The sequence below is a fragment of the Clostridium sp. 'White wine YQ' genome, from assembly GCF_028728205.1.
Classification (GTDB): Bacteria; Bacillota; Clostridia; order Clostridiales; family Clostridiaceae; genus Clostridium_T.
On record NZ_JAQYUU010000001.1, the window covers coordinates 1,002,161 to 1,026,793 of the forward strand.

Consider the following 24,633-nt stretch of genomic DNA (forward strand, 5'->3'; position numbering starts at 1 on the left):
ATAATTTTATTATAATATTAATTATAAGATAAATTTAACTTTAAATATTTATAACTAATTAGGAAGGCAGGTTAAGATGAAATTAGATAAGAGATTATTACAATATTGTTTATATGCTGCAGGAACTGTACTTCTAATTTATATGTGTATTTCAACTTTTAATAACTTAGGAAGTATTTTTTTATTAGTTTCAGATACATTATCAAAAGCAATTAATTTAGTAAAACCATTAATTATTGCTTTAGTAATTACATACTTAATAAAACCAGGTGTACATGCCATTGAAGGATTTTTAGAGAGTAGGAAAATCTTAAAAAAAGCTTCTTCAAGAAGGACAATTGGTATCTTGATTATGTATACCTTAGTCTTAGCAGTTTTCTTAGGTATTATCTCTGGAATATATGTGATGGTAGGAGGAAAACTTTCAAATAATACAACCATAGCAAACATGACAATTTATCTAACAGAGCATTTGAATAATTCTACTTTATCTGTAAACTCTGTAACAGAAAAATTAGAAAGTCTAAATATTTCAATTCCAGATGATTTAAATAGCAAAATAGCTCAAGTTGTTAGTTCAGTTCAATCTTACGTTTCAACAAGCATAGGAAGTATAACAAATTTTATAGTTAACTTAGGTGGAAACATTGCTACATTTTTTATTGCATTAGTATTGAGTATCTATTTAATTAAGGATTCTGAATATTTTAGTGATTTGTGGAATAAGACATTCAATCTTATATTTAAGAAAAGTAATGCAGGCCATAAACTCAAAGAAATATTTAATATAATTGATAATACATTTAATAATTACATTAGAGGCCAACTTTTAGAGGCTTGTATGGTAGGGATTTTATCCACAATAGTTTTATATTTTATAGGAATTGATTATGCAATTGTAATAGGGATAATTGCAGGTATTTGTAATATGATTCCGTACGTAGGTCCACTTGTAGGTACTGTTCTTGCCGTGGTTATGGCATTACTTAGTGGAGAACCAATAACAGCATTGTATGCAGTTATTGGAATGCTTGTGGTTCAACAATTAGATAATAATTTACTAGCACCTAAGATTGTTGGAGATAGCGTTGGATTACATCCTGTGTTTACTATGCTAGCAATACTTATTGGAGGTAATGTTGGTGGATTAATAGGAATGCTAATAGCAGTACCTGTTGCAGCCTCAATAAAAATTTTATTAAGCATGTGGTATTCATCATATATGAAAAAAGCACAAGAATAATTAAATAAATTAGTAATTAGAAAGTCTTGCAATTTAGTAAGACTTTTTAATTTATTTGTGAATAAAATAAACTAAGTTACTATGGTATAATAAGGTATAAATTATAAAAAAATACAGAGGTGAAGCATAAAGTGGAATGTAATGTACTTAAAGCATATAACTTAGATTTAAGTGTGCAATTAGATGCTTTAGAAAAAATACTTTATTCAAGTGATGTTATAAAAACTATAATAGAAAGGGCAGAAGAGTTAGATATAGAAAACTATTATATAGGGGCGGGGTGCATAGCTCAAACTGTTTGGAATTATCTATCAAATAAGTCTTTGTCATATGGAATAAAAGATTATGATTTTGTATATTTTGATAGTAAAAACTTGAATATCGAATATGAAAACAAAGTAATTAATAAGATAAGAAACTTATATACTGATATAGATATAGAAATAGACATTAAAAATCAAGCAAGAGTTCATCTTTGGTACATGAGCCATTTTGGTTATGATATTGCACCGTATAAAAGTCTTGAAGCTGCAATAAATACATGGCCGACTACGGCTACTGCAATTGGCGTAAGAAAAGACAAAAATAATAAACTTAAGGTTTATGCACCATATGGATTAAATGATTTATTTGGTAAGGTTATAAGAGCTAATAAAGCTCAGATAACTAAAGAAATTTATGAAGATAAAGTAGAGAAATGGATAGAAAAGTGGCCAGATCTAAAGGTAATACCATGGGAAAAATAAGTTATTAGAAAATTGTAGGAGGATTGAATATGAAAATAGTATATAGGTTTCTACTTGCTTTACATTTGTTTGTAGGTATTGGTGCAATGGCAGGAGGTTTAGCTGCAATACTTAATCCGCAATCACCAATGGGAGTTCCAACAGAGGCATTAAAATACTCGCCATTCACTGATTTCTTAATTCCAGGACTAACCTTGTTTACTGTAATTGGGTTAGGAAATATATTATGTGTAGCATTATTCTTGTTTAAAACAAAAGTGCAAGGATATATAAGTGGTGTTATAAGCTTTGCATTAATATTTTGGATAATAATTCAATGTATAATGTTAAATGATGTTGTTTTTCTTCATGTATTATTTTTTGGAATAGGAGTTGTACAAGCTTTTTTGTCTCTAGCAATTTTATTTGAGAGACGTCAATTTCCTACCAATATATTAATTGATCTTTACAGTAAACTTCATAAGTAATTACTAATTCCATTGAGAAATCTCAATGGCTTTTTTTTCACTTATTTACATATTACATATTTAAAGTAATCTAGGAAATCATAAATTATAATTAAGTAAATTCTAAATAAATATGCTTCATACTAACTATTAATTATAAAGTGGTGATGATATTTATGACAGTATTTAACAAAATCAGGGGATATGTGAGAAGTAATTCTAAAGAGAAAAATGATATAAATTATTACCTAAATGAAAATTATAAAATAAATCCTTTTACAGAATCGCTAAGAATATCAATTATATATGGAGTAGCTGGAGTATTGTGGATAGTTTTATCTGATCAGGTAGCAAGTATTATAGTTTCAAATATTACAGATTATAAAATTGTCGCAATGTATAAGGGATGGATTTATGTAATAGTAACAACACTTTTAATTCTATTATTAATCCAGCGAAGATTAACGCTATTTAAAAAAGCTATTGAAAAAATTTATAGCAATATGGATGAAATTAATGAAGCAAATGAAGAACTTATAGTGCTTGAAGATGAATTAATGGAGCAAAACGAACAGTTGAAGAAAAGTCAAAACTTATTAGCAATTAGTGAGCAACGTTATGAATTAGCAGTAGAAGGTGCTGACTGTGGTATTTGGGATTGGGATATTGAAAATGGAAAGTACTATTTTTCAGATAAATGGAAGTATTACTTGGGATATAGTAAGAATGAAATAGAAAATAATTTTGATGCGTGGGTGTCACTTATTCACTCAAGTGAAAGAGAATCTGTTGTTGAAAAAATAAATGAGTATATTTCTTCACAAGAAGGTTCTTATGAAAGTGTATATAGGATGAAAGATAAGAGTGGACAATATCGATGGATACTAAGTAAAGGAAAAGCAATATGGTCAGAAACAGGAAGACCAATAAGGATTGCAGGTTCTCATACTGATATAACAGTACATATAATAAATGAAAATAGACTTAAGTTCTTAGCACACTATGATTCCTTAACAAAATTGCCAAATAGGTTGTTTTTTGAAGAAAAGGTTAATGAAATAATCAAGTGTAATAGTGAAAACAATAGGTTTGCATTAATATATATGGATGTTGATAATTTTAAAAATATTAATGATACATTAGGACATGAAACGGGAGATTTATTATTAAAACACATTTCGGATATATTAATAAAAGAAATTAAAGAACCAAGTTTTGCAGCGAGACTAGGGGGCGATGAATTCGCTATAATATTTAGAAATATTATAGATAAAGATGAAGTTAGTAATAAAATAATTAATTTAATGAAGTATTTAAAAAAACCATGGTTTTATAATAAACAAAAGTTTTTTATTTCATATAGTATTGGTATTGCCTTCTATCCTGAAAATGGGGATACATTATCTAAATTACTTAAAAATGCTGATATTGCTATGTATAATATAAAGAAAAATTCAAAGGATAATCTGTGCTTTTATACTGAATCAATGAAAGAAAAGGAGACAGCATATGTAGAGATGGTAAATGACTTGATGAGGGCTGTAGAAAATAAGGAGTTTAAGTTAGTTTATCAGCCTATTGTTGATTTAAGTACATATGAAATAGTTGCAGTTGAAGCATTAATTAGATGGAATCATCCCCAAAAAGGAATGATTTCTCCTATGGAATTTATACATATAGCCGAAGAAACCGGGCTTATATTTAATATTGGTAGGTGGGCCTTTGAAACTGCAATTAATCAAAAAAAAGAGTGGGAAAATGAGGGTTTTCATAATATATTAATGTCAGTAAATATTTCAGGGAAGAGAGTTGCTAGCAAGAATTTAATTGAATATATAATAAAAGTAGTAACTGAAGCTGGCATAAGATTTGATGAAATTCAGCTTGAGATTACTGAAACGGCAATAATGCAAGATATTGAAATATCTACTGAGATATTTAAGAAATTAAGGGAAAAAGGAATTAAAATTGCACTTGATGATTTTGGAACTGGATATTCATCAATTACCTATTTGCAGAAATTGCCTATTGATGTAGTGAAAGTAGATAAGCGGTTTATTGAATCAATCTCAAAATCTAAAGAAGATAATATAATATTGGAAACAATAATAAAGCTTACACATGACCTAAACCTCAAACTTGTAGCTGAGGGGATAGAAACAGAAGAACAGTTAGAATTTTTAAAAATGAGAAAATGCAACTTCGGTCAAGGATATTTATTTAAAAAGCCAGTTGATAAAGAGGAAATCAAAAAGATGTTCATTATTTCAGAACTAGTTCATAGCTGATGATAAAATCTAAATTTATTTTGTTATACTATAAACTTATGAGAAATAATTACAATTTTGGAGAAAAGTGTTCCATTAATGATAAATAACTCATAAAATATACAAAGTTAATTGCAAGGGGAGATGTAAATGAGTTGTTTATGTATACCAAAGAGAAATATTAAATGCAAGCCTTTAAAAATATGTGTTGAAGAATGTGCATGTAAATGTTGTGGTTGTTTACCAGGATTAAGGGCTACATTAGGGTATTTATATAATTTAGGAGCAACTAATATAAGAGTTGAATCAATTGCTCCGGGACCATTATTTAATGCAGATGTTAGTATTACAAGATTTTATCCTGATGCAACTGATTCATCAACTGCAACATTAGTTGAATTCTCAAACGGTGTAATTGTATCAATTTGTAATATTGAAACAATTCAAAGTGATAGTTTAATTGATAATAGTGCAGATAGAATTCCAGATCAGTTAAAACAGTTATTGGATGCCTCTATTAGAGAAATACCAGAAACATGTGTGAATAGTTGTGAGAACCAGTTAAGACTTGTTTTTGAAGCTCACATAGGCCAACAAGCTAGAGACATCGATACGCATTCTAACAGCAGAATTGCTCTGGGTACAGTTAGAGGCACTGGAGCAGGAGTTGCTCTTTTAAGTCTGCCTAATAATACTACAGGTGTAGTAGTTAATTTATGTTTCGTAGGTGATGTAACGTTTGGAGCTCAACCTTAGTATTGAAAAAAAGATAAATTATATCTAAGATAAAAGGTTATGAAATATTTTGTTTCATAACCTTTTAGTTATAAATAAAAATAAATAATTAAGTTTACAAGGATAGTATTTACATCTATAATAATACTTAAGAAAAGACTTTAGATAAGTATTAACGAAAGTCTGAGGAGGATAAATGTTACAAATTTCTAATAATACAATTAGAGTAAAGCAAATAAATACTCAACTAATAAAAAATGCACTAAAAGCCTCAAGTTATGGAACAAAAACTACTATAGCTCAAGCCACTGGTCTTAGTATTGCAACCTGCGGAAATATTCTAAATGAACTTTTGGAGAAAGGTGAAGTACTTGAAATAGAATTAGAGGAGTCTAATGGTGGGCGTCCAGCAAGACGATTTGTATATAATGCTAATTATGCTTACATTGCATGTATGTATCTTAGAACTGAAGGTAAAGAAAATTCAATAAATTATGTAATAACAAATTTGCTAGGAGAGAGCATTGAAGAGAAAAAGATTATAGTAAAATCAATAAATTTCGAACTTATCGATTCTATCATTGAAGAATTGATTATGAGATATGAAAACATAATGGCTTTAGGAATAGGAGTACCTGGAGTAGTACATGATGGTCATATCGGAGTTTGTGATATCAGTGAATTAGTTAATTTCCCCCTTGGAGAAAAGTTGAAGGAAAGATATAAAATAGAAGTTATTATTGAAAATGATATGAATTTTACTGCTTTTGGTTTCTATAAAAAGCAGGAATATGACGAAGATAAAACTGTAGTTTATGCTCTTTTTCCGAAAGACAACTTACCTGGTGCAGGTATCATAATCGATGGACATATGTTTAAAGGTATTACCAAGTTTGCTGGCGAAATATCATTTCTGCCTTTTGATATGACAAGAGAAGAACAACTTGTAAAGTTAAATAATAATAGAGATTTTTTAAAGCTTGTAGTTAAGTCAATTACTTCAATCATTGCTATAATTAATCCTGAAACTATAGTATTAAGTGGTGACTTATTTAAAGGTAATGAGCTAGATGAGATTTACAAAGAATGCACAAAAATTATTCCAAAAGAACACATGGCTAATATTTTTATAAAAAATAATATACATGAAGATTATATGAATGGAATTGTTTCAGTTACGTTAGAAAGTTTAAATTATAATATTAAATTAGTTGAAAGAAAATTATAAGGTGGAGGGATAAAAATGAGTTATATAGACTTGCATATGCATTCAAATTACAGTGATGATGGTGAATTTTCACCTAAAACTATAGTGGATTTATGTTTAGAGAAGAATCTAAAATATTTTTCAATTGCAGATCATAATTCTGTTAAAGCAATAAGTGAAGCAAAAAAATATTGTGAGGATAAAAACATAACCTTAATTCCTGGAATAGAATTAGACTGCACTATTAATGGGGTTAATCTTCATTTATTAGGGTATGGAGTTGATTATAATAATCCAATATTTAATAAAATTGAGGAAGATATAATATCTCAAGAGCAATTTGCATCAAAAAAAAGAATGAAACTTGTTAGAGAACTTGGAATAGACTTTTCAGATGAATATATTAACTCTATTTCAAGAAATGGTGTTGTAAATGGAGAGATGATTGCTGAGGCTGCAATGGAATTTGATAAGTATAAGAAAAATCCATTGTTAAAACCTTATTATGAAAAAGGGGAAAGAAGTGATAATCCCTATGTTAATTTTTATTGGGATTACTGCTCTCAAGGTAAGCCTGCCTATGCAGAAGTTAAGTTTATAAGCCTAAAAGAAGCAATAAACATAATTTTAGAATGTGGGGGTGTACCTATACTTGCGCATCCAGGTAATAATGTTAAGGAAAAAGAGGAATTACTCAAGGAGATTATAGAAAGCGGAATACGAGGCATGGAAGTGTATAGTAGCTATCATAATGGAAAGCAGGTCGAGTTCTATAAAGAAAAAGCGTTAAAAAATAATTTAATATTAACATGTGGAAGTGATTTTCATGGAAAAACAAAGCCTAGCATTAAATTAGGAAGTACAGAATGTGAAGGTTCAGAAGATGAGATAATAAAAGGGTTAAGAAAATTTATAAAATTTTAGTTTAGCATAAGAGGGGGTAATAACTATGAATCATAAAGATAGAATGTTAGCAGGACTTCCCTATAAAGCCTGGTTAGACAGCTTGCCTGAAGAACGAATGGAAAATAAAAAGAAGATATATGAGTATAATCAATGTCACCCAGAAGAGAAAGAGAAAATTGATAAATTAATAAGAGAAATCCTTGGAAAAACTGGAGATGGTATTAATATTGAAGCGCCATTTCATTGTGATTATGGAAAGAATATTGAAGTTGGAGACAACTTTTTTGCAAATTATAATTGTACTATTTTAGATGTTGGAAAAGTCGTCATTGGAGATAATGTGCAATTTGCGCCAAATGTCTCTCTATATACTGCAGGACATCCAATACATCCTGATTCAAGAAATTCTGGATATGAATATGGAATAGGTATAACAATAGGCAATAATGTATGGCTCGGTGGAAATGTTGTAGTAAATCCAGGCGTTAACATAGGAAATAATGTTGTTATTGGGTCTGGAAGTGTAGTAACTAAAGATATGCCCGATAATGTAATTGCTGCAGGAAATCCATGTAAGGTAATTCGTGAAATTACAGAAGATGATCGTAAATATTACTATAAACAGAATGAATTTGATGTAGATGATTATAACGTGTAGATTAGACTTAAATTAAATAATAAGAACACTTATTAGGGTATACCTTCATATAGTTAAACATATTTTATAATGTTAACTTATATGGAGGTATTTATGATTACTATAAGTTTATGTATGATTGTAAAAAATGAAGAAAATGTTATATGTAGATGTCTAAATTCCGTCAAAGACATTGTGGATGAAATAATAATAGTAGATACAGGTTCATTTGATAAAACTAAAGAGTTAGTAAAATCATATACTAATAAAATATACGATTTCAAGTGGATTTATGATTTTTCAGCTGCAAGAAATTTTTCTTTTGAAAGAGCAACTAAGGAATATATATTGTGGTTAGATGCTGATGATGAAATATTAGAAGAAGATCGAATGAAGTTCTTAAAACTTAAAGAAACAATGATGCCTGATATAGATGAGGTAATGATGAAGTATAATGTGGGTTTAAACCAAAGAGGGGAAGTAACTTTATCATATTATAGAGAAAGACTTTCTAAAAGAAGTAGAGGATATAAGTGGCATGAACCAGTTCACGAGTACCTTGAAATTAGTGGAAAAGTAATTAATTCTGATATTTGTGTGACTCATAAGAAAGATAAGGAAAATGAAAAAGAAAGAAATCTATTAATTTATAAAAAGCATTTATCTGAAGGAAAAAAACTTACCACAAGAGGGACATATTATTATGCAAGAGAGCTTTATTATAATAAATATTATAGAGAAGCAATTGAAAGTTATAATAAATTTCTAGCGTCTAATGAAGGATGGTTGGAAGATAATATAAATGCTTGTCTTGACTTGGCTAAATGCTATAGCATTTTGAATGATAAGAAGAATAGTTTAAGAATTTTATATAGAAGTTTTGAATATGATACTCCAAGAGCTGAGGCATGTTGTAATATCGGCTATTATTATTTTGAAAAAAATGATTATAAGAGAGCAATATTTTGGTATGAGCTCGCAACAAGGCTAGAAAAACCAGCAAGTGGATGGGGATTTATTTATAATGATTATTGGGATTACATACCATACATGCAGTTATGTGTTTGCTACGATAGATTAGGCAAAATAGAAGATGCTATTAAATACAATGACAAAGCAGCGGAATGCAAACCCAATGATCCATCAGTAGTTTATAATAAAAAATATTTTAGCAGTATTCAAAGTTAACAAAAAAAGAGCTAAGTTAGTAGCTCTTTTTTTGTTAACTAATGTGTGTAGTAGATTTAAATAAAGAATAGATTATATCAACACCTTTATCAATGTAAGCATCTAATTCTTTTACACCTTTGTCATAAAGAATTTTATGGCAAATATCATCTATTATTAGATTGCAATAATGAAGAAAAATAGCTGAATCCTCTTCACTTTTAAAAGGTATATCAAGGATTTCAAATATTTCGTAAATTTTTTTCTTCCTTTCGACTTCTTGCTCTTGCTTTAAGTTTTTTATGTCTTCATCTAATAGCGTTAAGGCATCTAATTCATCATGATAGATTTTAGAAAAATCATGATATTTAATCATTAATTTTATAAATACCCTAAATAAATCTTTAACAGCTTTGACATCTTTTAAATCTATAATTTTATTTTCTATCCAAAAATCTTTTGTAGGGTATTCAAATCTGGCAGATACCATTTTCTGAACATGCAAATAAATATCTTTTTTGTCTTCAAAATATGCGTATACTGAACCAGTAGCAACCCCAGCTTCTTTTGCGATATCTGCAGTAGTAGTATTATAATAACCTATTTCATTGAAAAGTTTAAAAGATGCGTTTAAAATTTTATCCATCTTTTCTAAAGCTCTTTTTTGTGTTGGTTTTCGTATTTTTCTTTCCATATCATCACCTAATATTATATTAAAATAGCTAAAATAAAAAGTCAATAATATGAAATTCATTTCAGGTTATTGACAGAGTGAAATTCAATTGTTAATATATGAATATGAAGTTAATTTCATATTTTAATTAAAGGAGAATTATTATGAATAGAAAAGAAAAAGTTTTAGCATTTATCTCACTAGCAATTGCATGTTTTTTAACAGTTTTGGATGGAACAATAGTGAATGTATCATTACCATCAATGGCAAGTTACTTTAATACAAATATTACAGGAATCTCTTGGGTCAGCACATCATATTTAATTCCTTTTTCAGCATTACTTATTAATTTTTCTAAAATAGCAGATATTTATGGAAGAAAGAAATTATTTTTAATTGGATTATTTATCTTTGGAATTTCTTCTGTATGTTGTGGTCTTTCAACTTCATTACCAATGATTATATTCTTTAGAATAATCCAAGGGATAGGGGCAGCTATTTTAACCCCATTAGCAATACCTTTAGGGATTGAACTTTTTGGAAAAGATGCTATGGGAAAATTGGCAATTCTTATTGGAATGATTATATCTATTTCAGCAGCATCTGGTCCTGTATTAGGTGGTGTGTTAAATGAAGCTTTTAATTTTAAAGCTATTTTTTATGTGAATATACCCTTCATCTTAATAGCATTATTTTTAGGTAAAAAATATGTAGTTGAATGTTATGATAGAACAATTGAGAAAAAAGTTGATATTGTAGGTTCGATTCTTCTAGCATATGGCTTAGGTGCACTTACATTCTTGTTAGTTAAAGGAAATGAATACGGATGGAGTAGTAATAAAATTATTTTTTTAATGATAACATCGTTAGTATCTATAATAATTTTTTTAATATATGAAAGAAAAATTCCCAATGCAATGATAGATTTTAGTTTATTTAAGACAAAAAGCTATACTGCATCAATTATTTTAATTTCAATTATCTTTTTTGCATATATGCCTATTTCATACCTTATGAATTTTTATCTTGAAAATCAACTTGGGTATTCGGTTCTAAAATCAGGTTTAATTATTGGAATAACTAGTGCAACTTCATTTATAATGTCACCAATATTTGCACTAATTTCTAAGAAAACTTCTCCAAGAGTTGTTTCATTATTCGCAATTGTTTTTATTTCATTAGGAGATTTAATGTTTATATTTATGAATAGTAGCAACAATACTAAAATTATCTATATAGCATTTGTAATACTTGGATTAGGTATGGCTTCTACAACGCCACTATATCAAAGTGCATTTGAAGAGATTTCTATTGATAAAAATGGAATCGCTTCAGGCGTACTAAATAGCTTGAGACAATTAACAGCATGTATTGCAATTGCATTAGTTTCTACTTTAAGTACACATTATACAAATATAGCAATTGATAATACAAAAAATAAAATAATAGAAAAAGTAAATGAAAATGTAGTTCTAGAACAAGAAGTTAAGAACACACTCTATGATAAAATTAGTGATTCATCAGCTAGCAAAGGAGAAGGCTTTTCAAAAGAAATGGTACACAATTTAGTATCTCAGAAGGAAAAAACAATTTTACCTACAGTTCCACAAGATATGCAAGAGGCTGTATTAAAGAGATTTCAGGAGCAAGAGATTGAAATAAATAAAGTTTTAGGAGAAGCTACTAAAATAAAGGAAGATGAAAGTAATAAGGTTTTTATTAAGTGTTTTATGATAACTGGAATAATTGCTTTATTTGGATTATTTGTAGTGCCTTTTAATATTAGTAATGAAATTAAGAGTGGAAAAAAATCTAAGGCCATAGCATAGAATAAATAAAAGATATTATTTTATTATGTATTATGGAAATAATTAACTAATAAAAATTAAAATATGTTTAAGATAGGTTTATAATAGTAGGTATGAACCTATCTTTTTTTGTTAATTAAAAGGAGGAATGTAAAGTGGCACAAATTTTTAGGAAAGATACTATGAAGTTTAAGCTAAGACAGTCACCAATTCCAGAATTCTCTTGGCATACCAGTGAAAAGTTATCAGAATTAGCTAAATCTGAACATATGCAATTTAATGTAAGACTACTTGATCCAGGAAAATATTCATATCCCTATCATTTTCATAGAAATTCAGAAGAATTATTTATAATAATTAAAGGAGAAGTTACACTAAGAACACCTGAAGAATTCTTAATTTTAAATGAAGGTGATATTGTATTTTTTGAAATGGGGCCAAGCGGAGCACATCAGTTATATAATCACACAACTGAGCCATGCAAGTTTTTAGATATTAGGACAGTATTTGGACTAGATGTATGTGAATATCCAGATTCGGGGAAAATAAATATTTTGCCATATGAAGAGATATACGAAAGTAATGCAAAAGTAGATTATTATAAGGGCGAAGATAATGTAAAAGACAAATGGTAATTAAATATAAATTTAATTAGAATTATATACATAGCTTTTATGTAGCATGAATATTCTAGTTATATGAATAATAGTATTGAAGAGGCATTATGTACCAGTTAATACCAAAATCTTTATCTGCACAATTTAATTATGTAAGCAAAGATTTCTTGGACATAGAGAGTTTAATTTTAATGCAGGAGGAAGCATTATTAGACCATGATTTAAGACAGGGCACTATTGGAGTAGCTCTGCCTGATGGAATAGAAAAAAGATGGCTGAAAGATTTGTCAGCAATGGAAAAAGAAGCAAAAGATAAAGGTGTAACTATTAAAACTGAGTTGTCAAAAAACATTTTTGATGATCAAAATTCCAAGGTAGATAAATTGTTGTCTGAGGGTATAAGTATATTAATAATAGCACCAACAGATTCAGTCGCTGCTGCTTCAATAGTTGATAAGGCACATAAAGCTAATGTTAAAGTGGTTGCCTACGATAGAATAATAAAAAATAGTGATGTTGACTTATTTATTACCTTTGATAGTCAGCGAGTTGGAGAGATTCAAGGACAATATCTTACAAAAACTGTTCCGAAAGGTAATTATATTATTTTAACAGGAGATCCTGAAGATAATAATTCAGCACTTTTATTAAAAGGAGCAATGGAATTTATTCAACCATTAGTGACACAAAGAGAAATTAAAATTGTTACAAATTCTCCAGTATTAAATTGGGATCCTAAGAATGCCTATAAAATAGTAGCTGATTCACTAAAGGCTAATAAAAACAACATTAATGCAATACTATCACCTAATGATGCAATAGCAGGAGCAGCAATAGAAGCATTAAAAGAACAAGGATTAGCAGGAAAAGTCATAGTTACAGGTCAAGATGCTGATGTTGAAGCTGCAAAAAGGATAGTACAGGGAACTCAAGCAATGACTGTTTTTAAAGATACAAGAGCATTAGGAGCAGCAGCAATAGATGCAGCAATAAAACTCTCAGAAGGAAAAGCGTTAGATCTAAGTGGTACAACCAATAATGGTAAAATTGATGTCCCATCTATTTTATTGGATTCTGTTGCAGTGACAAAAGATAATTTAGAGGCAGTTTTAATAAATAGTGGTTTTATGAAAAAAGAGGATGTTTTTACTACCTAATAACTTGGGTAGTTTTTTTTGTTCTATAGTAATATAAATTATAAATATGTTTCTTAGTTTTTAATATATGAAAATATAACATAGATAAGTGATTACCTGAATAAATTTATAAATAAATAATTAGTTTATAGAGGTATTTATGTTCTTAAACTTTCCAAATGAGTTTAATGTGCCAATTAGGTTTATAAATAAAGATATTTTAGAATTTAGAGAAGTAAGTTTAAACTTTAGGCAAGCTCCAATAGGCGTATCTCTTCCATTACTGCAGGAGGAGAGGTGGATTAAAGATTTAGAGGCAATGAAGCAACGAGCTAAAGAAATTGGAGTTTCATTAGATGTAAGATTAGCTAAAGATTCAAATGAGCAAAAAGCACAAGTAGATGAATTAATCACCAAAGGCAGTATTGGAGTTTTAATCATAGCTGCTATTGATCCTATGGTTTTTGAGGACTTAGTAGATAAAGCACATAAGTCTAATATTAAAGTAATTGCCTATGATAGACTAATAAAAAATAGTGATTTAGATTTATATATTACTTTTAATAATAAAAGAGTTGGAGAGCTACAAGGAAGATACTTAATTGAAAAAGTTCCAAAAGGTAATTATATAATTTTGTCTGGAGACCCTAAGGATAATAATGCTAAGCTAGTTAAAGAAGGTGCAATCGAATTTATAAATCCACTTGTATCCTTGAGAGATATAAAAATTGTTACTGATAAATCAGTGGAAAATTGGGATCCTAAAATTGCCTATAATATTGTAAAAGAGTCATTGATTGCTAATAAGAATGCTGTAAATGCAGTGTTAGCACCAAATGATGATATTGCAGGTGGGGCAATTGATGCATTAAGGGAACAAGGATTAGCTGGAAAGGTTGCAGTAACTGGTCAAGATGCAGACTTTCAAGCAATTCGAAGGATCATAGAAGGAACACAATCTATGACTGTATTTAAAGATACAAGAGAATTAGGAAAAGCAGCTATCGAATCAGCAAAAAAATTAGCATTAGGAGAAGCTATAGATACAACTGATACAATTAATAACGGTAAAATAGATGTACAGTCTATATTTATTTCGCCTACATTGGTAGATAAAGATAATTTAGTTCAGACACTAATAAATAGTGGATACTTAAAAAAAGAAGATGTATATGGGAAAAATAATATTAAGTAAATTTTAATAAAAAAACTGCCTAGAGCTTAGGCAGTTTTTTTGAAATTCCAAGAAGGTTTACTATTTAAAAGCTTTCAAAACTATAGTTGCATTATGTCCACCAAAACCTAGTGAGTTTGATAGAGCATATTTTATTTCATTAGATATACCTTTATTTGGAGTGTAATTTAAATCACATTCTGGATCAGGTGTATTATAGTTTATTGTTGGAGGTATAAATCCATCTTTAAGAGCAAGAGCAGTTATAATTGCTTCAACCGCACCAGTAGCTCCTAACATATGTCCAGTCATTGATTTTGTAGAACTTATAGGTAATTTATAAGCATATTCACCAAAAACAGTTTTTATCGCAGCAGTTTCATTTTTATCATTAGCTGAAGTAGAAGTGCCGTGTGCATTTATATAACCAACTTCTGAAGGGTTTATTCCTGCATCTTCGATTGCAGTTTTCATTGCTCTTACAGCACCCTCGCCACCTTCTGATGGAGAAGTAATATGATAAGCATCATTTGTGCAGCCATATCCAACAACTTCAGCAATAATATTTGCTCCTCTTTTAATTGCATGTTCGTATTCTTCAAGAATTAACATTCCAGCACCTTCACCCATAATAAACCCATCTCTATCTTTATCAAAAGGTCTTGAAGCAGTATTTGGATCCTCATTTCTTGTCATTGCTTTGCTTGAGCAGAAACCAGCTAAACATAATCTTGTAATAGAAGCTTCTGTACCACCAGCAATTATTGCATCAGCATCACCTCTTTGAATAACCTTAAAGGCATCTCCTAATGTATTTGTAGAAGTTGCGCAGGCTGTTACAGTACATTCAACAAAGCCTTTTGCACCAAATCTTATAGCAATAAGACCAGAAGCCATATTAGATATCATCATAGGTACTAAAAATGGACTTACTCTCCCAGGCCCTTTTTCAATTAAGGTGTTATATTGATTTTCTAAAGTTTCGATTCCTCCAATTCCTGAACCTACAATTACGCCAAGACGTTCTTTGTTGACATTCTCTAGATCAAGTTTAGAATCTTCTATGGCCATTTGCGCTGCGGCAACTGCGTATTGTGAGAATCTATCCATTCTTCTTATTTCTTTTTTCTCTATGAAATTTTCAGGATTAAAATTTTTAATTTCAGCTGCAACCTTAGTAGGCATATCTGAAACATCGACTCTTTCAATTTTACTTATTCCACTTTTTCCTTCTTTTATGTTATTCCAAAATTCTTCAGTTCCCATACCAACTGATGAAACCACACCAGTTCCTGTGATTACTACACGTTTTTTCATTCTATAAACCTCCATATTATATAAAGTATTAATATTCACATATATTTACACTAAATAAAATATCATATATAATTTATTAAAAATGAACAACAATTGCTTTTTTAAGCATCAATTGAGGTTATTATGATTGATTTAAAGGATACAATAGAAGAATGCGTAGAATATATTGAGGATAATATCTATAATAAAATATCTTTAGATGAAATTTCAAAAGAAACTGGAATATCAAAATATTATCTTCATAGAGTTTTTAAATCACTAACAGGAGAGTCAATTATAGAATATGTGCAATCGAGGAAACTTACTTCCAGTATAAATGAATTGGTACATACTAATAAGAGAATTATAGATATTGCTATGGATTATGGCTTTAATTATGAACAATCTTATATTAGAGCTTTTAAGAAAAAGTTTGGACACACTCCACTAAAAGTTCGTACGGATGATGTTTCAATAGTTCTCACTGAAAAAATAAATATAAATGACATACTTGCTGTGGACAATTCAATAACATATAAACCTTCTTTTATATTTAAACAAAAATTTAATATTGTAGGTACAGAATATAAGATTATGAGTAAATCTGGGGATAATGCTGCTAATACTTATGGACGTGAATTTTTTTATAATCGCAAAAATGAGATTCCGAATCCTATAAATTCACACATCTATATTGGGTATACAGATTGGAGTCAAAATGATAACGGATATATATACTACATGCCATCTATACAAGTAACGGATTTAGAACATATACCAAATGGAATGAAAGGTGTAACTATACCTGCAAATAAATATGTTGTGTTTAGATTTGTTGGGTTTTTTAATCCTGATGAAATTAGGGGAAGACATATAGGGAGAGTACTAGCTCATTTATATAGAAAATGGATATATAAATCAGAATTTAAATTTGCAGATTCCTTTAGACTTGAGTATATAGATTCATCTTTAACAAAAGATAATTATTGTGAACTTGATATATATCAACCGATAGAATAAATAGAAGCAGCATAAATAGCTACTTCTATTTTTTATTCTTTAGGAATTTATAATATTTTAAGGTTAAGGATAAAATTATAAGTTTGAATTATAATCTAAGGATTTAATGGATACCACTAAAGAGTAAAAAAGAAATTAGTCGCCTACCAAATTTTCCTAACATGCTTTTGGAAAGGCAGATGCGAGAAAAAAATTGACAGCTCATAATCGCCTTGGCGATTTTTTTACTTTATGAAAATAGTAGAAGGGTGTAATTTACTATGGCATCAGTTCTTTTTTCAAATTTACTCCCTCTAAATCCAAAGGTAATAGTTACTTGTACCTCATATGGACTAATAACTTGTGACTTGCAATCAATTGTACTTCTAAAAAAAGGTCCTTCTTCATCTGAAAATCCATAATCAATTCCTTGAAGGGCAACTGTAGCTTGGGATACGTAGAAAGGATATGTTTTATAAGTCTTATTTAAAACTCTTCCTCCAGAAATTTTTTCCGGAAACCTGACAGAGTCATTAATTATTCTCATGATATCACCTCATAAAATATATATGATTACTAATATAATGTTTATACAAACTTAAAAGGGTTTTCTAAAATAAAATATGCATAATTATAAGAAAAAAATAAAAAAATATTAGTAAATAAGTACAGGCTTACCTCATAATATATTAATAAGCATTACTAGGAGGCAAGGCTTTGATTATTGTTGCAAATTTATTTGAGCTAATATGCAATTTACCTTTTCTAACAGGATATGTAAACAATAATACTTTCCCCAAACCTCTTTCCGAGGAAGAGGAGGAACTATATTTAAGAAAATTACGTGAAGGTGAAACTTCAGCAAAGGCAATACTTATTGAAAGAAACTTGAGACTTGTGGCACATATAGTTAAGAAGTATTCTGTACAAAACAAGGAGGTTGATGATTTAATCTCAATCGGAACTGTGGGATTAATTAAGGCCATAGAGTCTTTTGATTCAACCAAAGGAACTAGACTTGCTACCTACGCTGCTAGGTGTATAGAAAATGAAATTCTTATGCTTTTTAGAAATAATAAAAAAAACAAGGGAGAAGTATATTTACAGGATCCCATTGGTATTGATAAAGAAGGCAATGAAATTTGTTTAATGGATGTACTAAGTAGTGATAGTGATTCAGTAGTAGAGATTGTTGAAAATAATCTTCAAATTAAGAGTTTGTATAATAAAATGAGCAAATTTTTAACTATAAGAGAAAAAGAGATAATTGAAATGAGATATGGACTTTTAGATGGTAAGATAAAAACACAAAGAGAAATAGCTGCTCTCTTAGGTATTTCGAGATCATATGTTTCTAGAATTGAAAAAAAAGCTCTCAAAAAATTATATAAAGAAATGAATGGAAGGTACTAGTATAAGGCTAAAATCTTGTGATATATAATTAAAATTTTCACTTTCGACGTAGGGACAAAGTGTAAAAGAACTCTAATTATATAAAAAAACAGATTTTAGCCTTTTATGTTGAAATGGAGATTTTTTTATATGAAAAAAATGTTATAATATAATTAGAGTTACTATGCAAATTAGATTGGAGGATATTTATGTACGATTTAATGGATTTATTAAGGGATACTTTAGAAAGGGGAGCATCAGATTTACATTTAACTGTAGGAATACCACCTATAATAAGAGTTAATGGCGAATTAATTAAAATTGGAAAAGAGCCACTAACACCTGCAGATACAAATAGATTTACAATTGAAATTCTAGAGGATAAATATCCTATATATAGCGAGGCGGGAGAGTATGATACCTCTTATTCAATTTCAGGATATGGCAGATTTAGAGTAAATGCTTTTAAGCAAAGAAATTCAGATGCGTTAGCATTAAGAGTAATAGCATTAAAAATACCTACACTAGAAGAATTAAAACATCCTGAGATTGTAAAAACATTAACTGAGAAAAAGAGAGGGTTAGTCTTAGTAACTGGACCAACAGGAAGTGGTAAATCAACTACATTAGCAGCTATGATTAACCAAATAAATAATACAAGAGAAGAACATGTAATTACCTTAGAAGATCCAATTGAGTATTTACATAAGCACAAACAATGTATAATAAATCAAAGAGAAATTGGTAAGGATTCTCAAAGTTATAAAAATGCATTAAGAGCAGTTCTTAGAGAAGACCCAGATGTTATTCTAGTAGGTGAGATGAGAGATTTAGAAACTATTGCAATAGCTATAACAGCAGCAGAAACTGGTCATCTTGTATTTTCAACCTTACATACAATAGGTGCAGCAAAGACAATAGATAGAATTGTTGATGTATTTCCACCTCATCAGCAGCAGCAAATAAGAATTCAACTTTCAGCAGTTCTACAAGGAATAATTTCTCAACAATTAGTTCCAACAACTGATAAAAAAGGAAGAGTTGCAGCTCTTGAAGTAATGGTTACTACACCTGGTATTCAAAACTTAATAAGAGAGGGAAAAACCCATCAAATTGAATCTTCTATTCAAACTGGAAGTAAATATGGAATGAAGACCATGGATATGGCTTTAGCTGAATTGTATAGAAAAGGAATTATAACCTCAGAAACAGCATTAAGCTACGCAGTAGATAGTGAGACTATAAAGCGAATTATGCTATTGTAAAGAATCTTTTGGTAAAACTAAAATTATCCTTGTAAATCATAAGAATTTAAGATAAGATTTACAAGGTGTTTTATTTTTTGGGGATAAATAAAGGAAATAAGAAAACAATATTAATATTAGTTTAAATATATAACATTAAGTGGTAATAATCATTTTTTTGTGCTAAAATATGTATGAACTAGGGGGGAGCATTAAATGTATTATATTAAAGGTATCTTTAATTTTATTTCTGTAATATTTTCAAATTTAGTATTCATCATTTCCCTATATTTTTTGTTTCTTTCACTTTTTGGATTATTTAAAAAGAAATCAAAAGAACATAAACCTCCAAAAACTAGCTTTGCATTAATTGTCGCAGCACATAATGAAGAAAAAGTAATCAAAGGGATAATTGAAAGTTTTAAAAGACTGGATTATCCAAAAGAGTTGTTTGACATCTTTGTTATAGCTGATAATTGTTCTGATAGAACTGCTGCAATAGCAAGGGAAGCTGGTGCAAAAGTATATGAACGTTTTGATGAAACCAAAAAAGGAAAAGGTTATGCACTTGAATGGATGTTTGACAAGATATTCAAGATGAAAAAACAATATGATTCAGTGGGAGTATTTGATGCTGATAATTTAGTTAGCAAGAATTTTTTATTAGAAATAAATAATAAATTCATTGATGGATATAAGGTAGTACAAGGATATTTGGATTCAAAGAATCCTAATGATACATGGATTACAGCAAACTACTCAATTTCTTTTTGGCTTTCAAATAGAATGTTCCAGTTAGCCAGAAGTAATGTAGGATTATCTAGCCAACTGGGGGGAACCGGTTTCTGCATTAAGACAGATACTTTAAAGGAGTTAGGCTGGGGAGCAACTTGTCTAACAGAAGATTTAGAATTTTCATGTAAATTAGTTCTTAATGGACATAAGGTAGGTTGGGCACATGAAGCTGTAGTATATGATGAAAAACCACTAACTTTAGCTCAATCTTGGTCACAAAGAAAAAGATGGATGCAAGGATTTGCTGATGTTTCAAGTAGATATTTCTTTAAACTAGTAAAAAAGGGAATCACCGAATTAAACATAGTAGCTTTAGATTGTGCGTTATATAGTATACAACCAATACTACTTATTTTACTAGGAATAGCTTTAGCATTGAACTTATATAATCAATTTATGATGGTACCAAATATGGTAATCGGAATTATTTCATTTTTAAATTCGGCAAATGCAAATATAGCAAAGTTTGTTGGCTCAATTTTACTTTTATTACAAATATTATATAGTCCATTTATTCTTGCAATTGAAAAGAAAATTAGTTTTAAAATTATGCTATATTTTATACTTAACCCGATATATTCTTTAACTTGGGTTCCAATTTCAATACAAGGTATAATAGCAAAGAATGATAAAGAATGGTCACATACTGAGCATACTAGAAATATTGATATTACAGAGCTTGAAAAAGTGAACTAGAGTATATTGTAAAAAAACTTGGAAAATCCAAGTTTTTTTTTATTTTAATTTGATGGGAATTGTCAATAATTACATGAAGGAATTTAATGATGAGTGTTGAATATGAATATGTGATGAAACTTAAGGAGGAATCGACAGTTGAGAAATATAGCATTAATAGGAGTAGACATAGGTTCATACAATATTAGTATTTCATCAGGAATAATAGATTCATTAGGAGAATTAGAAATATTAAATAGTTATAATCAAGTTTCACAAGGTGTAGTTGCAGGAATAATTGAAGATAAAGAAATCCTAGCTAAAGTTTTAAAATCATTATTAGATAAAGCAATTAATGATACAAATTTTAAAGACTATATTATTCAAGTAGGAATAACTGCAAGAGAAAGCAGAATATCTTATAATAATTACGAAAGTGCTATTAAAGATGGCGAAATAAAAGCATCAGATATTAATAAAATTATTAAAAAAGCAAGAGAAAATTTAGTGTTAGGACAAAATGAAATAGTAGCTGATACAATAATTCTTGATTATATAATTGATAATAGAAGTATTAAAGAAAATGTTATTGGGTGGAAAAGTAGAAGACTGAAGGCTAATCTTTGTCATATAATCTGCAAAAAAAATATTGTAGATAGTTACTTAGAAGTATTTAATATGATCGGTTATAAAGTAAATAAAATATCACCTGATATAATTTATTCTAGAAAGTTTTTCTTAGAGAATAATTACAATGATGCAGCTCTTATTGATATTGGGGATGAAGTAACTGATATTGCTATATATAATAATGACATACCAAAAGAATTATTTTCAATTCCTATTGGTGGTAAACAAATTACTAATGATATTTCAATTGGTTTGGGTTTGACAAAAGGAGAAAGCCAAAGAATTAAAGAAATTTATGCCTTTAGTTATAAAACTTTAACAAACTTGGTCGATAATAATAATAGTAAAATTGGAACAATAGAAATTGATAAGGTTTTACTAAAGGAAATTATAGAAGCTAGAATTGAAGAAATACTTAAAATTGTAATTTTACAGTTAAAAAAAGCTTCATACTATGATAAAATAAGTAATGTAATAATCTTCGGTGAAGGAATTGTTAATTTTGAGGGCATTAGAGGTTTAGCTAAAACAATTATCGGTAAAAAAATTACAATTACAACAAAAAATAGTCATAATTTACAAAATTCTTCAACTATTTTATCCTTATCTATTGTAAAGGGTGCATATGATGATATAGAATTATTATGTGAGAACTTTAATACATTAGATTTTAAACAAAATGAAATTGAAGCAAATAGGAATTATAAGAATAAGAAATTGAACAAACTTAAAAATATGCTAAAGGGAATTTTCTAAAGGAGGAATAAATTTTGTTAGACTTTGAAGTAGATATACAAGATTTCACGAATATTAAGGTTATAGGTTGCGGCGGCGGTGGTAGTAACGCTGTTAATAGAATGATTGTTGAAGGATTAAAAAATGTTGAATTTTTAGCTATAAATACAGATAAACAAGCACTTATGCTTTCTCATGCAAATCAAAAAATCCAAGTTGGTGAAAAATTAACTAAAGGCCTTGGTGCTGGAGCTAATCCTGAAATTGGTAAGAAGGCAGCTGAAGAAAGTAGAGAAGAAATAGAAGAGGCAATAAAAGGTGCAGATATGGTATTTATTACTGCTGGTATGGGTGGCGGAACAGGTACAGGAGCCGCACCAGTTGTTGCTGAAATTGCAAAATCTTTAGGGATTTTAACTGTAGGAGTTGTAACAAAACCATTTCCTTTTGAAGGAAGAAGAAGAATGAAACATGCTGAAATGGGAATCGAGAACCTTAAAGAAAAGGTTGATACATTAGTTATCATTCCTAATGAAAGATTATTGACTATGGTTGATAAGAAGACAACCTTATTAGATTCTTTCAAGCTTGCAGATGATGTATTAAGACAAGGTGTACAAGGTATATCTGACTTAATTACAATACCAGGTCTTGTAAACTTAGACTTTGCTGACGTAAGAGCTGTAATGTTAGATAAAGGACTTGCACATATGGGTGTAGGTAAGGGAAGCGGAGATAATAGAGCACAAGAAGCTGCTAAACAAGCAATTTCTTCACCTTTACTTGAAACATCAATAGTAGGAGCAACAGGAGTTTTACTTAATGTTACAGGTGGTGCTGATTTAGGACTACTAGAAATTAATGAGGCAGCCGAAATAGTTCAAGATGCTGCAGATCCTGATGCTAATATAATATTTGGTGCAGTAATTGATGAAACATTAAAAGATGAAATTAGAATAACAGTAATTGCTACTGGTTTTGAAGATGAAGTAAGAAGTATGCCAAAAGAGGATGCTAAAAAAGAAGTAGCTAGTACTATAGTTTCAGAAAAAGCTGAAGAAGAAACAGTAGCTCAACATAAGGTTGAAGAGGATGAGGATGAGATTAACATTCCTACATTCTTAAGAAATAGAAAAAAATAATTTAATTAGAAAGAACCATTGTTTTAAACAATGGTTCTTTTTTTGTATATTAAATGTAGTTAATTGTAAATTATAAGAAAAAAATAATCATAAATATCCTTTTTAAAATGACAATATTTTCCTATGACTAGCTTTATAATTTATATGGGGTGATGATTATGATAATATACATAGATATTTTGCTTTTTGAGAATTTCATAATAAATTTATTTTTGTTAATGGTAATGACAAAATTATTAAAGGTTAAAAAGAGGAGAAAACAAGAAGTTTTTGCAGCAACATTAGGAGCCTTCTATGTTTTGGTCATGATTAGCCCAAGCTTGAAGTTTTTTACATTAATACCTTTTAAGCTAATTGTCTCAATAATTATGGTGTATATAACCATTGGAACAACGCATATTAAGAGTTTATTAAAAGGAACAGGGGTATTAATAATGCTATCCTTTTTACTAAGCGGAATGTGTTTCGGGTTATCATTTTTTTCAAATGGATATAGCTTAAATTCAGGATACACTGTAAATTCATATCCTATTAAATACTTGGTTCTGGCTATACTTTGTATTTTAATATTTACTGAAAGAATTGTAGACATAATTAAAGACAAATATTTTGTTAGTAATTACACTTATGACTTAACAATTAAAATTAACAATAAAGAGATTCATACAAGAGGGTTTTTAGATACTGGAAATGAGCTAAAAGAACCGATTACAAATCTACCAGTAATAATTATTGAAAAGGCATTATATGATGATGTGGATTTCGACCCGAAGAAACTACTTTATATAAATTTTAAAGCTGTTAATGGTGTTGACGGAATGTTGAGAGGAATAAGAGTAAACGAAATAATTATAGAGAATGAAAATTGTAAATTGTTAAGAGAAGGAATTGTATGTTTTACCGAACATTCACTGGCAGAGGATGGTGAATATAGAGCATTATTATCAAGAGGAATAGTATAGG

Annotated in this window: 23 protein-coding genes; 20 read left to right on the plus strand and 3 right to left on the minus strand. The window is 29.0% G+C overall.

Features of this window, described 5'->3' with window-relative positions; translation table 11 throughout:
- The first annotated feature begins 76 nt into the window (after nt 1-76).
- The 9 genes from PTZ02_RS04985 (at nt 77) to PTZ02_RS05025 (ending at nt 9,375) form a co-directional block, all read left to right on the plus strand.
- Entirely contained in the window at nt 77-1,243 is a 1,167-nt protein-coding gene (locus tag PTZ02_RS04985; protein WP_274226717.1) for an AI-2E family transporter, read from the plus strand.
- Nucleotides 1,244-1,374: 131 nt separating this feature from the next.
- On the plus strand, nt 1,375-1,989 hold the full coding sequence (locus tag PTZ02_RS04990) for a nucleotidyltransferase family protein (RefSeq protein ID WP_274226718.1): 615 nt from the start codon (nt 1,375-1,377) through the stop codon (nt 1,987-1,989).
- Nucleotides 1,990-2,018: 29 nt separating this feature from the next.
- Nucleotides 2,019-2,456, plus strand: coding sequence for a hypothetical protein (locus PTZ02_RS04995; RefSeq protein ID WP_274226719.1), 438 nt, complete (start codon nt 2,019-2,021; stop codon nt 2,454-2,456).
- A 155-nt stretch (nt 2,457-2,611) separates the two neighbouring features.
- Nucleotides 2,612-4,723: a bifunctional diguanylate cyclase/phosphodiesterase gene (locus tag PTZ02_RS05000; protein WP_274226720.1), complete on the plus strand. Its 2,112-nt coding sequence runs from the start codon at nt 2,612-2,614 to the stop codon at nt 4,721-4,723.
- Between the two features lie 129 nt (nt 4,724-4,852).
- Nucleotides 4,853-5,458 (plus strand): hypothetical protein, encoded by a 606-nt coding sequence (locus tag PTZ02_RS05005; protein WP_274226721.1) that lies wholly within the window; start codon nt 4,853-4,855, stop codon nt 5,456-5,458.
- Nucleotides 5,459-5,633: 175 nt separating this feature from the next.
- Nucleotides 5,634-6,665 carry an ROK family protein gene (locus PTZ02_RS05010; RefSeq protein WP_274226722.1) on the plus strand — a complete coding sequence of 344 codons (1,032 nt, stop codon included), beginning with the start codon at nt 5,634-5,636 and terminating at the stop codon, nt 6,663-6,665.
- A gap of 15 nt (nt 6,666-6,680) precedes the next feature.
- Nucleotides 6,681-7,568 carry a PHP domain-containing protein gene (locus PTZ02_RS05015; protein ID WP_274226723.1) on the plus strand — a complete coding sequence of 296 codons (888 nt, stop codon included), beginning with the start codon at nt 6,681-6,683 and terminating at the stop codon, nt 7,566-7,568.
- Nucleotides 7,569-7,593: 25 nt separating this feature from the next.
- On the plus strand, nt 7,594-8,208 hold the full coding sequence (locus PTZ02_RS05020; protein ID WP_274226724.1) for a sugar O-acetyltransferase: 615 nt from the start codon (nt 7,594-7,596) through the stop codon (nt 8,206-8,208).
- 93 nt (nt 8,209-8,301) lie between these two features.
- On the plus strand, nt 8,302-9,375 hold the full coding sequence (locus tag PTZ02_RS05025) for a glycosyltransferase (RefSeq protein ID WP_274226725.1): 1,074 nt from the start codon (nt 8,302-8,304) through the stop codon (nt 9,373-9,375).
- Nucleotides 9,376-9,409: 34 nt separating this feature from the next.
- Here PTZ02_RS05025 and PTZ02_RS05030 read toward each other — a convergent pair whose 3' ends face one another.
- Nucleotides 9,410-10,048, minus strand: coding sequence for a TetR/AcrR family transcriptional regulator (locus PTZ02_RS05030; protein WP_274226726.1), 639 nt, complete (start codon nt 10,046-10,048; stop codon nt 9,410-9,412).
- Nucleotides 10,049-10,191: 143 nt separating this feature from the next.
- Here PTZ02_RS05030 and PTZ02_RS05035 point away from each other — a divergent pair, with 143 nt between their 5' ends.
- From PTZ02_RS05035 to PTZ02_RS05050, 4 genes are all read left to right on the plus strand, one after another.
- Nucleotides 10,192-11,856: a DHA2 family efflux MFS transporter permease subunit gene (locus PTZ02_RS05035; protein WP_274226727.1), complete on the plus strand. Its 1,665-nt coding sequence runs from the start codon at nt 10,192-10,194 to the stop codon at nt 11,854-11,856.
- A 134-nt stretch (nt 11,857-11,990) separates the two neighbouring features.
- A complete protein-coding gene (locus tag PTZ02_RS05040; protein WP_274226728.1) occupies nt 11,991-12,470 on the plus strand; it encodes a cupin domain-containing protein in 480 nt (159 codons plus the stop codon).
- A gap of 89 nt (nt 12,471-12,559) precedes the next feature.
- On the plus strand, nt 12,560-13,609 hold the full coding sequence (locus PTZ02_RS05045; RefSeq protein ID WP_274226729.1) for a sugar ABC transporter substrate-binding protein: 1,050 nt from the start codon (nt 12,560-12,562) through the stop codon (nt 13,607-13,609).
- 139 nt (nt 13,610-13,748) lie between these two features.
- The gene (locus PTZ02_RS05050; protein WP_274226730.1) at nt 13,749-14,783 is read left to right on the plus strand and encodes a sugar ABC transporter substrate-binding protein; all 1,035 of its coding nucleotides are present in this window, start codon (nt 13,749-13,751) and stop codon (nt 14,781-14,783) included.
- Nucleotides 14,784-14,843: 60 nt separating this feature from the next.
- Here the strand turns inward: PTZ02_RS05050 and fabF are convergent, their stop codons facing one another.
- Nucleotides 14,844-16,079 (minus strand): beta-ketoacyl-ACP synthase II, encoded by a 1,236-nt coding sequence (fabF, locus tag PTZ02_RS05055; RefSeq protein ID WP_274226731.1) that lies wholly within the window; start codon nt 16,077-16,079, stop codon nt 14,844-14,846.
- A 123-nt stretch (nt 16,080-16,202) separates the two neighbouring features.
- Here fabF and PTZ02_RS05060 point away from each other — a divergent pair, with 123 nt between their 5' ends.
- Nucleotides 16,203-17,078, plus strand: a complete 876-nt coding sequence (locus PTZ02_RS05060; protein WP_274226732.1) for an AraC family transcriptional regulator — start codon at nt 16,203-16,205, stop codon at nt 17,076-17,078.
- A gap of 229 nt (nt 17,079-17,307) precedes the next feature.
- Here PTZ02_RS05060 and PTZ02_RS05065 read toward each other — a convergent pair whose 3' ends face one another.
- A complete protein-coding gene (locus tag PTZ02_RS05065; RefSeq protein WP_274226733.1) occupies nt 17,308-17,604 on the minus strand; it encodes a hypothetical protein in 297 nt (98 codons plus the stop codon).
- Between the two features lie 170 nt (nt 17,605-17,774).
- On the opposite strand from PTZ02_RS05065, the gene sigK reads away from it, so the two are divergent.
- The 6 genes from sigK (at nt 17,775) to PTZ02_RS05095 (ending at nt 24,632) form a co-directional block, all read left to right on the plus strand.
- On the plus strand, nt 17,775-18,470 hold the full coding sequence (gene sigK / locus PTZ02_RS05070; RefSeq protein WP_274226734.1) for an RNA polymerase sporulation sigma factor SigK: 696 nt from the start codon (nt 17,775-17,777) through the stop codon (nt 18,468-18,470).
- A gap of 188 nt (nt 18,471-18,658) precedes the next feature.
- On the plus strand, nt 18,659-19,714 hold the full coding sequence (locus tag PTZ02_RS05075) for a type IV pilus twitching motility protein PilT (protein WP_274226735.1): 1,056 nt from the start codon (nt 18,659-18,661) through the stop codon (nt 19,712-19,714).
- 195 nt (nt 19,715-19,909) lie between these two features.
- A complete protein-coding gene (locus PTZ02_RS05080) occupies nt 19,910-21,184 on the plus strand; it encodes a glycosyltransferase family 2 protein (RefSeq protein WP_274226736.1) in 1,275 nt (424 codons plus the stop codon).
- A gap of 138 nt (nt 21,185-21,322) precedes the next feature.
- Entirely contained in the window at nt 21,323-22,549 is a 1,227-nt protein-coding gene (locus PTZ02_RS05085) for a cell division FtsA domain-containing protein (protein WP_274226737.1), read from the plus strand.
- A 14-nt stretch (nt 22,550-22,563) separates the two neighbouring features.
- Nucleotides 22,564-23,670: a cell division protein FtsZ gene (ftsZ, locus tag PTZ02_RS05090; protein WP_274226738.1), complete on the plus strand. Its 1,107-nt coding sequence runs from the start codon at nt 22,564-22,566 to the stop codon at nt 23,668-23,670.
- A gap of 158 nt (nt 23,671-23,828) precedes the next feature.
- Nucleotides 23,829-24,632, plus strand: a complete 804-nt coding sequence (locus tag PTZ02_RS05095; protein ID WP_274226739.1) for a sigma-E processing peptidase SpoIIGA — start codon at nt 23,829-23,831, stop codon at nt 24,630-24,632.
- Nucleotide 24,633 lies beyond the last annotated feature (1 nt).